The sequence below is a fragment of the Bradyrhizobium genosp. A genome, assembly GCF_049949275.1.
Taxonomy (GTDB): domain Bacteria; phylum Pseudomonadota; class Alphaproteobacteria; order Rhizobiales; family Xanthobacteraceae; genus Bradyrhizobium.
Map to the genome: position 1 here is coordinate 8,225,213 of NZ_CP188196.1, position 13,793 is coordinate 8,239,005.

Sequence of the window (13,793 nt, forward strand, 5' to 3'; positions counted from 1 at the left end):
CTAACAACGGCTTGAACGGCAACGCAACCCCGGCATTTCCACGGCAGGTGTGCTACGCAGCATTCTCACCTCTCCCCATCGGGGAGAGGTCGATTTGCGCAGCAAAACGGGTGAGGGGCCTTAAATCCCTTGAGAGACCGCAACCCCTCACCCGCGCCTTCGGCGCGACCTCTCCCTATGGGAGAGGTGTAAGAAAAAGTGGCAGACCCGTGCTGAGCATCCGAAATCTCTCAAAGACCTTCTCCTCGGCCGCCGAGCCGGTCCATGTGCTGCGCGGCGTCGATCTCGACCTGAAGGCCGGTGAGCGCGTCGCGCTGACCGGCGAATCCGGCAGCGGCAAGAGCACGCTGCTGCACCTGATCGCCGGGCTCGATGCCGCGGACGGCGGCTCGATCCGGCTGGAGGACACCGAGGTCATGGAGCTCTCCGACACGGGCCGCGCCGAATTGCGGCGCGACCGGATCGGCCTGGTCTTTCAGCAGTTCAACCTGATCCCGAGCCTGTCGGTCGCCGACAACCTCGCCTTCCAGGCACGCATCGCCGGCCGGCACGATGCGGCCTGGACCAAGGAGTTGACCGACCGGCTCGGGCTCGGCGATTTACTCAGGCGTTATCCAGAGCAATTATCAGGCGGCCAGCAGCAGCGGGTCGCGATCGGACGGGCGCTGGCGATCAAGCCGTCGCTGCTGCTTGCGGACGAGCCGACCGGCAATCTGGATGAGGCCACCGCCGACGACGTGCTCGCGCTGACGCGCGACCTCGTCGCGCGCACCGGCTGCGGTTTCCTGATGGTGACGCACAGCCTGCATCTGGCCGGGACGCTCGACCGCCACATCATCCTCCATGCGGGGCGGATCGCATGAGGCGCGCGCTGTGGGTGCTCGCGGTTCTGCTCAGCCATTGGCGACGGCACAGGATGCAGTTCGCGACGCTTCTGATCGGATTGATCGCCGCGACCGCGCTGTGGAGCGGCGTGCAGGCGATCAACCAGCAGGCCCGCAGCGCCTATGACCGCGCGGCGGCGACGTTTGGCGGTGTCCGCACGGCCATGCTGGTGGCGCCCAATGCGGCGACCTTCTCACAGGACCTTTTCGTAAAACTCCGCCGCGCGGGCTGGCCGGTTTCGCCGGTGCTGGAAGGCCGGGTTCAGATCAATGGACGCTCGATGCGACTGCTCGGCATCGAGCCGGTGACGCTGCCGGCTGACGTCGGCAACGCGCCCCGCCTCGGCGCCGCGGATCTCAGCAGTTTTGTTGCCGCGCCCGGCCAGACATTGGTGGCGCGGGAGACGCTGAGCGATCTGCACGAATCCGAAGATGCGACACCGTCGATCAGCAGCGACGCAAGACTGCCGCCGCTGCATGTGCTGGCCCAGCTCGTGCCCGAGGTGCTGGTGGTCGATATCGGCGTGGCGCAGCTTCTGCTGAACAAGCCGGATCAGCTGTCGCGCCTGCTGATCGGCAAGACAAAGGGCAAGCCCGCGCAGCTCGCAAGCGTCGTCGACGACCAATTGCAGCTGATAGAGCCGACCGCGGAGACGGAGCTGGAGCGGCTGACCGACAGTTTCCATCTCAACCTCACCGCCTTCGGCCTGCTGTCGTTCTTCGTCGGCCTCTTCATCGTCAATTCGGCCGTCGGCCTCGCCTTCGAGCAGCGGCTGCCGATGCTGCGGACCTTGCGCGCCTGCGGCGCCTCGGCGCGGCTGGTCAACACCGTGCTGGTGATCGAGCTGGTGGCGCTGGCGCTGATCGCAGGCCTGATCGGGCTGGTCTGCGGCTATGTCATCGCGGCGGCGCTGTTGCCCGATGTGGCGGCCTCGCTGCGCGGGCTCTATGGCGCGCAGATTCCGGGGCAGCTCACGTTAAGGCCCGAGTGGTGGCTCGCCGGCATCGGCATCAGCGTTGCGGGCGCGATGGTGGCGGCTGCGACCAGCCTGATCAAGGCGATCAGGATGCCGGTGCTGGCGACCGCAGAGCCGCAGGCCTGGCAGCAAAGACAACGCCGCTGGCTGATCCTGCAAAGCCTCGCTGCCTGCGCCGTATTTGCTGTCGCACTGCTGCTACTTTACTACGGCCAATCGCTGATCGCGGGGTTTGGCCTGCTGGCGGCGCTGATGTTCGGCGCAGCGCTGATCCTGCCCGCGTTCCTCGATATCCTCCTGCTGGCCGGCCAGCGTTTTGCGCGCGGTCCGCTCGCGCTGTGGTTCTGGGCCGACAGCCGGCAGCAACTCTCCGGACTGTCGCTGGCACTGATGGCGCTGTTGCTCGCACTGGCCGTCAATGTCGGGGTCTCCACCATGGTGGAAACATTCAGCCGCACCTTTATCGGCTGGCTCGACGGACGGCTCGCCGCCGACGTCTACATCAGCGCCGCCGACAATGCGCAGGCGATCGCGATCCGCAACTGGCTGAAGGACCGCAGCGAGGTCCAGGCGATCCTGTCAGGTGGGCGCGCGGAGACGCAAGTTCAGGGACAGCCGGTGGAGTTGCTCGGCCTGCCCGATCACGCGCTCTATCGCGAGCGCTGGCCGCTCTTGGAAACCGCGCCGCGCGCCTGGACCCAACTGATACCGGGCAACGCCGCCTTCATCAGCGAGCAGCTGAGCCGCCGCCTCAACGTCCGCGTCGGCGACGTCGTCGAGGTACCGGTGCCGGGCGGGACCTGGGAGCTCGACATCGTCGGCATCTATGCCGATTACGGCAACCCCAAGGGGCAGCTGGCGGTCAATGTCGCGGCGCTGATCCGGCAGTTTCCGCAAACGCCGCAGACGCGGATCGGGCTGATCGTGCCGCGCGACAAGATCCCCGGCTTGATCGCGGCGCTGCAGAAGCAGTTCGCACTCGACGACCGCAGCGTGGCGGATCAAGCGACCGTGAAGGCGGAATCGATCCGCATCTTCAACCGCACCTTTGCGGTGACGTCGGCGCTGAATGCCTTCACCCTCGGCGTCGCCGGCATTGCGCTTTTGACCAGCCTCTTGACGCTGGCGAACTCGCGCCTGCCGCAGCTCGCACCGCTCTGGGCGATCGGCATCACGCGGCCGCGCCTTGCCGCGATCGAGCTGACCAAGACGCTCTCGGTTGCGCTGTTCACGTCGCTGCTGGCGGTGCCGCTCGGGCTCTTGGTGGCGTGGTGCCTGATCGCGATCGTCAACGTGAAGGCGTTCGGCTGGCGGCTGCCGTTCCACGTGTTTCCGCTGCAACTGGTCGAGCTGGTCGCCGTCGCGCTGATCGCCTCGCTGCTGGCCGCGCTGCTGCCGATCCTGCGGCTGGCGCGGATGCAGCCGGCAAGCCTCGTCAAGGTGTTTGCCAATGAGCGCTGACAAACTCTCGCGGCGCGCCTTCGCCGGCGGCATCGCCGCACTCACCCTCGCACGCCGCGCCGGCGCGCAAGGCTATGCCGGGCTCGGCGAGACAGCCGACGGATTTGCGAAGGTGGCGCCCGGAAAGGTGTTTGCCTTCCCGGCCGATCACGGGCCGCATCCGGCGTTTCGCATCGAGTGGTGGTATCTGACGGCGAACCTCGTCGACAGCAGTGGTGCGGCGTGTGGGCTGCAATGGACGCTGTTTCGCCAGGCGGCAAAGCCGGGACCGCAAGCCGAAGGCTGGGCCAATCAACAGATCTGGATGGCGCATGCGGCGGTGACGCGCGCCGACACCCATCGTTTCAACGAGCTGTTTTCCCGCGGCGGCATCGGTCAGGCCGGTGTCGAGGCAAAACCGTTCGCGGCATGGATCGACGATTGGGAGATGAAGGGGCTTGAACGCACCGACGATCATACCCTGTCGCCGGTAGCGCTGAAGGCATCCGGCACCGATTTCGGCTACGCGCTCACGCTTGATGCGGATCGCCCGGTCGTCTTGCAGGGCGACGGCGGCTACAGCCGCAAGTCCGAACGCGGACAAGCATCCTATTATTACAGCCAGCCGTTCTACCGTGCGCGCGGCACGCTCACCATCGACGACAAGCCGGTCGATGTGTCCGGCCAGGCCTGGATGGACCGGGAATGGAGCAGCCAGCCGCTCGATGCCGACCAGACCGGCTGGGACTGGCTGTCGCTGCATCTTTCCTCCGGCGACAAGCTGATGCTGTACCGGCTGCGGCAGAACGACGGCAAGGACTATCCGTTCGGCAACTGGATCAGCGCCGACGGCCGCACGCAGATGATTGCGGGTGACGATATCCAGATGAGTCCGAAGGCCACGGCCGAGGTTGCGGGCCGCAAGCTGCCCGTGGAATGGCAGATCACGATCCCGTCGCGATCCTTCTCGATTTCCTGCAAGCCGCTCAATCCGAAGGCGTGGATGGGGACCGGCTTTTCCTACTGGGAGGGACCAATCAGCTTTGCCGGTTCGCACGACGGCGTTGGCTATCTCGAGCTGACCGGCTATTGAGCTGCATCCGACTGCCGGAGGCTTCCGATGTACCATCTGACCGCGCTCGTCACATTGCTCGCCATCCTGTTTTTCTTCTTCACTTGCATCAACGTCTCGCGATCGCGGGCCAGGACCGGCGTCAAGGTGCCGGCGATGTCGGGCCATCCGGATTTCGAGCGCGCCTTCCGCATCCAGATGCTTTGCGATTCAGGGGACCGCCGCCATTGCGCTGTGGGCGGGGCGTTGGGGGCGGTGGTGTTAAGGTTGGTGTGAGGCGATGGCGCCGCCACTAATTGCCGTCGTCCCGGCGAAGGCCGGGACCCATAGCCACAGGATGTAGTTTGGCGAAGACTCGGAGTTACGAGCTCGCGCCACAATTTCTCCCTGTGGTTATGGGTCCCGGCCTTCGCCGGGACGACATTAGAGTTTGTGGCGCTGACGTTGGCCTAACGCGTCACTTCGTCAGCGGGCAGCCGCTTTCCTTGGCGGTGAAGAAGGCCTGGTCGCCGGGCACCACAGCAAGCTGCTTGTAGTAGTCCCACGGCTTCTTCGATTCCGAGGGCTTCTTGACCTCGAACAGATACATGTCGTGGACCATGCGGCCGTTCTCGAGCACCTTGCCCTTGGCGAAGGCGTCGTCGACCGGCAGCTCCTTCAGCTTCTTGGCGACGGCTTCGGCGTCCTTGGTGCCGGCAGCTTTCACCGCCTTCAGATAGCTCAGCGTCGCCGAATAGGTGCCGGCGTGGATCATGCTCGGCATCCTCCCGGTGCGCTTGAAGAAGCGCTCGGAGAAGGCTCGCGTGGTGTCGTTCTGATCCCAATAGAAACCTTCGGTGAGCACCAGGCCCTGCGCCGCCTGCAAGCCGAGGCCGTGCACCTCGGCGAGCGTCATCAGAAGACCAGCGAGCTTCTGGCCGCCCTGGACGATACCGAATTCGGCCGCCTGCTTGATCGAGTTGGCGGTGTCCTGGCCGGCATTGGCGAGACCGACGATCTTCGCTTTCGAGCTCTGCGCTTGCAGCAGGAAGGAGGAGAAGTCCGAGGAGTTGAGGGGCACGCGGACCGAGCCCAGCACCTTGCCGCCGCTGTGCATGACGATCTCGCTGGTGTCCTTTTCCAGCGCGTAGCCGAACGCGTAATCCGCGGTGAGGAAGAACCAGCTGTCGCCGCCGGCCTTGGTCAGCGCGCCGCCGGTGCCGACCGCGAGCGCATGAGTGTCGAACGCCCAGTGGAAGCCATAGGGCGAGCACGCAGAACCGGTGATGCTCGACGTGGCCGCACCGACCACGATGTCGATCTTCTTCTTTTCCTTCGACAGGTCCTGCACGGCGAGCGCCACCGACGACGTCGTCAGCTCGGTGATCATGTCGACATTGTCGGCGTCGTACCAACGCCGCGCGATGGAGGTGGCCAGATCAGGCTTGTTCTGGTGATCGGCGGTGATCATCTCGATCTTCTGGCCGAGCACCTCGCCACCGAAATCCTCGATCGCCATCTTGGCGGCTTCGACGGAGTACTTGCCGCCGTAATCGGCATAGACGCCGGACTGATCGTTGAGGATACCGATCTTGACGCCTTGCGCGGAGGCCGGTGCGGCCAGCAACAGAGCCGAGGTTGCGACAGCGGCCAAAAGTGCTGATTTCATCTTTTAACTCCCAGCAGTGTTCTGTTTTGAAATCGCGCGGATACTAGTGAAGAACACTGCGGCTGCCCATCCATTTCATGTTGATCGTTAGTATGGGCGGGCGGCGCACCAAACAAATGGCGTCGTCCCGGCGAAGGCCGGGACCCATAGCCACAAAATTGGATTTGGTGAAGACTCGTCGTTACCAGCTTCACACCATAACCACTCCCTGTGGTTATGGGCCCGGCCTTCGCCGGGACGACTCCGAGGTTGTTGATGCGACAATGGCCACATTTACAACGTCAGCCCACTGCCTCCGGCTTCTTTTCGTTCCGCCCTTCCGCCAGGTTCCGCACCACCACATAGAAGATCGGCGTGAACAGCAGGCCGAACAGCGTGACGCCGATCATGCCGAAGAACACGGCGACGCCGACGGCTTGACGCATCTCCGAGCCCGAGCCGGACGAGATCACCAGCGGCAGCACACCGAGGATGAAGGCGAAGGACGTCATCAGGATCGGTCGCAGCCGCAGGCGGCACGCCTCGATCACGGCTTCCAGCCGTGGCTTGCCTTCCTTCTCGATGTCGCGCGCGAACTCAACAATCAGGATCGCGTTTTTCGCCGCCAAACCCACCAGCACGACGAAGCCGATCTGGGTGAGGATGTTGACGTCCTGGCCCATGATGCGCACGCCGATGGTGGCAGCGAGCAGGCACATCGGCACGATCAGGATCACCGCGAACGGCAAGGTCCAGCTACCGTACTGCGCGGCAAGCACGAGATAGACGAACAGCACGCAGATCGGGAACACGTAAAGGCCGGCATTGCCGCCGGTGACCTGCTGGTAGGACAGATCCGTCCATTCGAAGGTGAAGCCGCTCGGCAAAGTGTCATCGGCGAGCTTCTTGATGGTGTTGAGCGCGGTGGTCGAACTCGTGCCCGGCGCCGGTTCGCCCTGGAGTTCCGACGCCGCATAGAGATTATAGCGCGCGACGCGGTCGGGGCCCGAGACATCCCTGAAGTCGACCACACTGCCGAGCATCACCATATCGCCGGAGGCGTTTCGCGTGCGCAGCCGCGAAAGGTCGGCGGGCTCCTTGCGGAACGGGAAATCAGCCTGCGCGGTGACGTGATAGGTGCGGCCGAACAGGTTGAAGTCGTTGACATAGGTCGATCCGAAATAGGTCTGGATCGTGTCGTTGATGTTGGCGATGGGCACGCCGAGCTTTTGCGCCTTGGTGCGGTCGATATCGACGAACAGCTGCGGCGTGTTGGCCGAGAACGGCGAGAACACCGAAGTGAGGCTCGGCGATTTGCGCGCAGCCGCGACGAGCTCGTCGGTCGCCGATGCCAGCAGATCCGGCCCGCGGCCTTGGCGATCCTGGATGCGGATGGTGAAGCCGCCACCGGTGCCGATGCCGGGCACGGCCGGTGGCGGGATGACGATGATGAAAGCACCCTGGATTGCCAACAACCGCTTGCGCAGCTCCGCGGTGATGGCATTCGCGGTCAGCCCCTTCTTCAGCCGAACCTCCGGCTCGTCAAACACCGGGAACAGCGCCGCCGCATTGCCGGCCTGGGTGCGCGTGGCGCCGGAGAAACCGGCGAAGGCGGCAACGCGGATGATGCCTGGCGTATCCAGCGAGATCCGCTCGATCTCGCGCACGACCTCGGTAGTCCGCGCCAGCGATGCGGCGCCCGGCAATTGCACAGAGATGATGACGTAGCCGCGATCCTGCGCCGGAATGAAGCCCTGCGACGTGGTCCCGATCAGCCAGCCGGCGCTGCCGATCAGCACGACATAGATCAGGATCATCACCACCGAATGCCGGATCACGAAATTGGCGACGCCGGCATAGCCGTGCGCCAACCGGTCGAACACTCGATTGAAGGCGCCGGTGAAGGCGTTCCAGCCGCGCGCGATCAGATTCCAGGCGGCCGGCGGCCGCTTCTCTTCATGCGGCGTGAGGATCTGCGAGGCCAACGCCGGCGACAGCGTCAGCGAGCAGAAGCAGGAGATCGCGGTCGCAACCGCAATCGTAACAGCGAATTGCTGGAAGAACTGCCCGGAGATGCCACCGAGGAACGCCGTCGGCACGAACACCGCACACAGCACCAGCGCAATCGAGACCAGCGCGCCGCCGACCTCCTCCATCGTCTTCAGCGCAGCATCGCGCCGGCTCAGACCGTGCTCGAGGTGCCGCTCGACGTTCTCGACCACGACGATGGCGTCATCGACCACGATGCCGACGGCGAGCACGAGCCCGAACAGTGTGAGATTGTTGATGGAGAAGCCAAGCGCCGCCATCACCGCGAAGGTGCCGACCAGCGAGACCGGGATCGCGATGATCGGAATGATCGCCGGCCGCCAGCCCTGCAGGAACACCAGCACGACGACGACCACGAGCAGCATGGCCTCGTAGATGGTCTTGATCAGCTCGTGAACGGACTGCGCGATGAACTCGGTCGGGTTGTAGCCGATATTGTAGTCAAGCCCCTTCGGGAAGCTCTCCTTGAGCTTCGTCATGGTGTCGGAGATGTTTTTTGCCGTCGCGAGCGCATTCGATCCCGGCCGCTGCGTCACCAGCATGGCGACCGCGGATTTGCGCAACAGGAAGCTGTTGGTGGAATAAGCTAGCGCGCCGAGCTCGATGCGGGCGACGTCACGCAGGCGCACCGTACGGCCGTCGGAGCCGGCCTTGATCAGGATGTCGTCGAACTGCTTCTGGTCCTTCAACCGCCCCGTGAAAACCAGGTTCGGCTGGAAGGCGCGGTCAGCAATCGGCGGCTCGGCGATCTGGCCGCCCGCGATCTGCACGTTCTGGGCGCGGATCGCGGCCAGAACCTCGGTCGAGGTCAGGCCGAGATTGGCGATGCGGTCAGGATCGAGCCACAGCCGCATCGAATAGTCGCGCGCGCCAAAGATCTGGATGTCGCCGACGCCGTCGATGCGCAGCAGCTGGTCGCGCACCTGAAGCAGCGCATAGTTTGAGATATAGAGTTGGTCGAACGTGTCGTCCGGCGACAGCATGAACACGACCATCAGGATGTCGGGCGAATTCTTGCGGGTGACGACGCCGTTGCGCTGCACCTCGTCCGGCAGCTGCGGCTGCGCGATTGCGACGCGGTTCTGGACCAGCACCTGCGCCTTGTCGAGATCCGTCCCCAGCTTGAAGGTGACGGTGATGGTGAGCTGGCCGTTCGATGTCGCCTGGCTGTAGAGATACAGCATGTCCTCGACGCCGTTGATCTGCTGCTCGATCGGAGCGGCGACGGTGTCGGACACGGTTTGCGCCGAAGCGCCCGGATATTGCGTGGTGACCACGACGGTCGGCGGCACCACTTGCGGATATTCGGAGATCGGCAGCGTCGAATAGGCGAGCGTACCGACGATCAGGAGCACGATCGACAGCACCATCGCCAGGATGGGCTGGTTAATGGACAGACGGCCAAGATTCATGACTTGTCACCAGCCTTGGCACCGGCCGGCGCTTGCGCGGGAGACGGGCTGACCTTGGCGCCGACGCGGGCGCGCTGGATGCCGTTGACGATGACCCGGTCCTCGGCCTTCAGCCCTTCGCGGATCACGCGCAGACCTTCGTCGAGCGGTCCGAGCACCACGGGGCGCGCCTCGACGGTGTCGTCGGGTTTCACCACGAACACGATCTTGCGGGACTGGTCGGTCGCAACCGCAACGTCGGGAATCAAGAGCGCCTCGTACGGCGCGCTGCCGATCAGACGGACGCGGCCGAACTGGCCTGGCAGGATCGAGAGATCGGTGTTCTTGACCACGGCGCGGCTGCGCAGCGTGCCTGTGGAAACATCGAGGCGATTGTCGAGGAAGTTGATGGCGCCCTCATGCGACGGTTTGGTCTCACCGGCCAGCGTCACCTGCACCGGGTTCGCGGTATCGCGCGAGCTCGGGCGCTTACCCTCGAACCAGAGCTTGCTGTATTTGATGAAGGTCGTCTCATCCATGTCGAAATAGACATAGATCGGATCGAGCGAAACGATCGAGGTGAGCAGGGTCGACGTGCCGGTGTCGCTGCCCTGCACGAGGTTGCCAGGGCTGACGAGATGGCGGCTGACGCGGCCGGTCAGTGGCGCGGCGACATGGGTGAACTCGATATTGAGCCGGGCCGCCTTCAGTGCGCCTTCGGCCTGGGTCTCGGCGGCGTGCGCGGCCTGCAGGGCCTGGCGGCGCTGGTCGACGACCTGCTCGGACACCGCGCTGGTCTGGACCAGGTTCAGGCCGCGATCGAGCTCGCGCTTGGCGAGCTCCACCTTGGCGCGGGCATCGGAGAGCTGACCGTCCGCCTGCTCGGCCACCGCCTCGAACGGGCGCGGGTCGATCACATAGAGCAGGTCGCCCTGATGCACGATCGCGCCGTCCTGGAACTCGACCGAATTGACGAAGCCGCCGACGCGGGGTCGCACCTGCACCTCTTCGACCGCCTCGAACCGGCCCGTGTACTCATCCCAATCGGTGACGGTGCGCTTGACCGGTTGGGCGACAGTCACCGGCGGAGGCGGCGGTGCGGCCGCTTGCGAGGTCGGTTGTCCGCAACCGCTGAGCGCGAACGCGGCTGCGAGAAGGCCGGCTATCGCGTAAGGCCGGGGCTGAACGAAATCGTGCGTTTTGACAAATTGCTCGCTTCCGTTCAGTCCAGTCATCCCAGGTCCTCGCATCAAAGCCGCGGAAATAGCAGGGTACTCATCTACCCGCGGGCGGCACAAGATGGGTTGAGATGATGAACTCTTCAAGACTACACCGCGCCCAATGCTCAAGAGAATGCCCTGGCCGGATGGCGGGTTGACACCGCCTTCTTCGCCTCTCCCCGCCTGCGGACCGTAAGAACGGGGAGGGGGAGACGAAAGAGCGCCAGCGTCTTCGCACATGACGGGCGCGGCCGGCTCGGCTAGATTACCCCTTACAAAACAAGACGAATTGTCCGGGGGAGGACAGGCGTGCATCAGGGACGTGTCGTTTACGGCGCGATCGAGGAGGTCGTATTCGGCCATCCGGCGGCTGAAGCCATCGTCGCGCAGATGGATCGGCTGGGGACGCGACGCGCCTTCCTGATGGTCTCGGGCACGCTGAACCGCCAGACCGACGAAATCGCGAAGATCGTGCAAGCGCTGGGCCCACGCTGTGCCGGGCTGTTCGATGCCATGCCCGCACACACGCCGCGCGAGGCGGTGATCGCGGCCACCAATGCCGCGCGCGAGGCCGGCGCCGATTTGATCGTCACCGTGGGCGGCGGCTCGATCACCGATGGCGCCAAGGCGGTGCAGCTCTGTCTCGCCAACGGCATCGACGAAATCGACGGCATCGATCGCATACGTGTGCGCAAGGGCGTCACGCCCGAGATGACCGCGCCGACCGTGCGCCAGATCAGCGTGCCGACCACGATTGCCGGCGGCGAGTTCTCATCCATCGCCGGCGTCACCGACCGCAGCACGCATGTGAAGCAGTTGCTGCGGCATCCGCTCGCCGTGCCCCGCGCGACCATCCTCGATCCCGCCATCACCGTGCACACGCCAGAATGGCTGTTTCTCTCGACCGGCATCCGCGCCATCGATCATTGCGTCGAGGCGATCTGCTCGCGCGAGACGCATCCCTATGCGGACGCGCAGTCGGTGAAGGGCCTCGCCATGCTCGCCGATGCGCTGCCGCGGGTGAAGGCCGATCCTGCCGATCTCGACGCGCGGATGGATGCACAGATCGGCACCTGGCTGTCGATGGGTGCGCTCGCCGCCGGCGTGCCGATGGGCGCGAGCCACGGCATCGGCTACGTCCTGGGCGCGGCCTTCGACGTTCCGCACGGCTACACCTCCTGCATCATGCTGCCGGCGGTGATGCGCTGGAATGCGCGGGACAATGCCGAACGCCAGATGATCGTCGCGGCCGCGATGGGGTTTCCCGGCCACAATGCCGCCGACGTGCTCGATGCCTTCATCCGCTCGCTCGGCATGCCGCGCAGCCTTGCCGATGTCCGCGTCTCCCCAGAACATTTCGACGCTATCGCCGAACAGGCGATGCGCACGAACTGGATCCCGCGCAATCCGCGCAAGATCGAGAGCCCGGCGCAAGTGCGCGAAATCCTGCTTCTCGCCGCATAGTTCATAGCCGGAGGACTGATGTACCCAGGTCTGCATGCTCGTCTACGCCCGCTGCAACCCGCCTTCATCATGGCGGCGACGGGCGAGGCCGTCACCTACCGCGAGCTCGATGCGCGCAGCAATCGCCTCGCGCATCTGTTTCGCAAGCACGGTCTGAAGCGGCTCGATCACTACTCGATCTTCATGGAAAACAATTCCCGCTATCTCGAAGCCTGCGGCGCCGGCGAGCGATCGGGGCTCTACTACACCTGCATCAACTCCTTCCTGACGCCGGGCGAGCTCGCCTATCTCCTCGTCAACAGCCAGTCGAAGATCTTGATCACGTCCGTTGCAAAGCTCGACATCGCGCGCGAGGCGATCCAGGCCTGTCCCGACGTCAATCTCTGCATTGTCGCCGACGGTCCCGGCGAGAGTGATCGAATCGTTGGACTGGCGGACGTCACCGCCGACCCGCCGAAGACACCGATCCCTGATGAATGGCTCGGCATCGCGATGCTGTATTCGTCGGGGACGACCGGGCGGCCGAAGGGAATCTTGCGGCCGCTGCCGGAAGAACCGCCAAAGCACAACCTGCCGCTGTTCGACTTCCTGACAAAGCTTTGGCACTACCGCGAAGGCATGGTCTATCTGTCGCCGGCGCCGCTCTATCACTCTGCGCCACAGGCCGCGGTCAATTTGACCATCCGGATCGGCGGCACCGCCATCATCATGGAGACATTCGATCCCGAGCGCTACCTCCAGCTCGTGCAACAATGGGGCATCACCCACAGCCAGCTGGTGCCGACGATGTTCTCGCGCATGCTGAAGCTGCCGGAGGAGGTGCGCAGCCGCTACGATCTGTCATCGCTCGAGATCGCGATTCATGCCGCCGCGCCCTGCCCGGCGCTCGTCAAGGACGACATCATCAAATGGTGGGGGCCGATCATCCACGAATATTACGGCGCCACCGAAGGCCTCGGCTTTACCGCCTGCAACAGCGAGGAATGGCTTAGCCACCGCGGCACCGTCGGCAAGGTGCTGCTCGGCGACCTCCACATTCTCGATGAGGATATGAGGCCTTGCCCGGCCGGCACGCCCGGCCAGGTCTGGTTCAAGACGGGATCGCCGTTCGAATATTTCAACGATCCTGAGAAGACCAGGGAGGCGCGCTCGGCCGACGGCAGCATGAGCACGGTTGGCGATGTCGGCTATGTCGACGAAGACGGTTTCCTCTATCTCACCGACCGCGCGACCTTCATGATCATCTCCGGCGGCGTGAACATCTATCCGCAGGAATGCGAGAATCTGCTGATCACCCATCCGAAGGTCGCGGACGCCGCGGTGTTCGGCGTGCCCAATGCCGATCTCGGCGAGGAGGTGAAGGCCGTGGTGCAGCCGATGCCGGGCGTGATGCCGGACGATGCGCTGGCCGAAGAGCTGATCGCCTTCTGCGCGGCGTCGCTGTCGCGGCAGAAGGTGCCGCGCTCGGTCGATTTCGAGAAGGAATTGCCGCGGCTGCCGACGGGAAAACTCTACAAGCGGCTGCTGCGGGACCGGTATTGGGGCAACAAGACGTCGCGGATCGTGTGAGCGGAGGAACTTCTCTCACATTGTGAGAGAGGCACCTGCGGCCTTCCGTCGTCCGAATTGTCGAGACGGCACGCGGCCTTGCCGGTTGCCTCCCTCCACG

The 13,793-nt window shown here is 64.6% G+C and carries 8 protein-coding genes and 1 pseudogene; 6 read left to right on the forward strand and 3 right to left on the reverse strand.

Going from position 1 to position 13,793, the window contains the following annotated elements; genetic code table 11:
- Positions 1–209 precede the first annotated feature (209 nt).
- The 4 genes and pseudogenes from ACP2YP_RS38575 to ACP2YP_RS38590 all read left to right on the forward strand — a co-directional run.
- Complete coding sequence (locus tag ACP2YP_RS38575) at positions 210–863, forward strand: ABC transporter ATP-binding protein (RefSeq protein ID WP_426421504.1); 654 nt, start codon at positions 210–212, stop codon at positions 861–863.
- Positions 860–3,322, forward strand: a complete 2,463-nt coding sequence (locus ACP2YP_RS38580) for an FtsX-like permease family protein (protein ID WP_426421505.1) — start codon at positions 860–862, stop codon at positions 3,320–3,322. The genes ACP2YP_RS38575 and ACP2YP_RS38580 overlap by 4 nt, the downstream gene beginning before the upstream one ends.
- A complete protein-coding gene (locus ACP2YP_RS38585; protein WP_426421506.1) occupies positions 3,312–4,394 on the forward strand; it encodes a lipocalin-like domain-containing protein in 1,083 nt (360 codons plus the stop codon). Before ACP2YP_RS38580 ends, ACP2YP_RS38585 begins: the two co-directional genes overlap by 11 nt.
- 27 nt (positions 4,395–4,421) lie before the next feature.
- Positions 4,422–4,574 (forward strand): annotated as a pseudogene (locus ACP2YP_RS38590) (MAPEG family protein); the annotation flags it as partial.
- 256 nt (positions 4,575–4,830) lie between these two features.
- Here the strand turns inward: ACP2YP_RS38590 and ACP2YP_RS38595 are convergent.
- From ACP2YP_RS38595 to ACP2YP_RS38605, 3 genes are all read right to left on the reverse strand, one after another.
- On the reverse strand, positions 4,831–6,021 hold the full coding sequence (locus ACP2YP_RS38595; RefSeq protein ID WP_426421507.1) for an ABC transporter substrate-binding protein: 1,191 nt from the start codon (positions 6,019–6,021) through the stop codon (positions 4,831–4,833).
- Between the two features lie 281 nt (positions 6,022–6,302).
- Positions 6,303–9,461, reverse strand: a complete 3,159-nt coding sequence (locus ACP2YP_RS38600) for an efflux RND transporter permease subunit (protein WP_426421508.1) — start codon at positions 9,459–9,461, stop codon at positions 6,303–6,305.
- Positions 9,458–10,675: an efflux RND transporter periplasmic adaptor subunit gene (locus ACP2YP_RS38605; protein ID WP_426421509.1), complete on the reverse strand. Its 1,218-nt coding sequence runs from the start codon at positions 10,673–10,675 to the stop codon at positions 9,458–9,460. The genes ACP2YP_RS38600 and ACP2YP_RS38605 overlap by 4 nt, the downstream gene beginning before the upstream one ends.
- A 294-nt stretch (positions 10,676–10,969) precedes the next feature.
- Between ACP2YP_RS38605 and ACP2YP_RS38610 the strand changes: the two genes are divergently transcribed.
- Both ACP2YP_RS38610 and ACP2YP_RS38615 read left to right on the forward strand, forming a co-directional pair.
- On the forward strand, positions 10,970–12,124 hold the full coding sequence (locus tag ACP2YP_RS38610; RefSeq protein ID WP_426421510.1) for an iron-containing alcohol dehydrogenase: 1,155 nt from the start codon (positions 10,970–10,972) through the stop codon (positions 12,122–12,124).
- An 18-nt stretch (positions 12,125–12,142) separates the two neighbouring features.
- Entirely contained in the window at positions 12,143–13,693 is a 1,551-nt protein-coding gene (locus ACP2YP_RS38615) for an AMP-binding protein (protein ID WP_426421511.1), read from the forward strand.
- Positions 13,694–13,793 lie beyond the last annotated feature (100 nt).

Excerpts from the sequence above, each read along its gene's own strand:
- ACP2YP_RS38580 (WP_426421505.1), top strand. The coding sequence starts at position 860 with ATGAGGCGCGCGCTGTGGGTGCTCGCGGTTCTGCTCAGCCATTGGCGA.
- ACP2YP_RS38585 (WP_426421506.1), top strand. The coding sequence starts at position 3,312 with ATGAGCGCTGACAAACTCTCGCGGCGCGCCTTCGCCGGCGGCATCGCC.
- ACP2YP_RS38595 (WP_426421507.1), bottom strand. The coding sequence starts at position 6,021 with ATGAAATCAGCACTTTTGGCCGCTGTCGCAACCTCGGCTCTGTTGCTG.
- ACP2YP_RS38600 (WP_426421508.1), bottom strand. The coding sequence starts at position 9,461 with ATGAATCTTGGCCGTCTGTCCATTAACCAGCCCATCCTGGCGATGGTG.
- ACP2YP_RS38605 (WP_426421509.1), bottom strand. The coding sequence starts at position 10,675 with ATGACTGGACTGAACGGAAGCGAGCAATTTGTCAAAACGCACGATTTC.
- ACP2YP_RS38615 (WP_426421511.1), top strand. The coding sequence starts at position 12,143 with ATGTACCCAGGTCTGCATGCTCGTCTACGCCCGCTGCAACCCGCCTTC.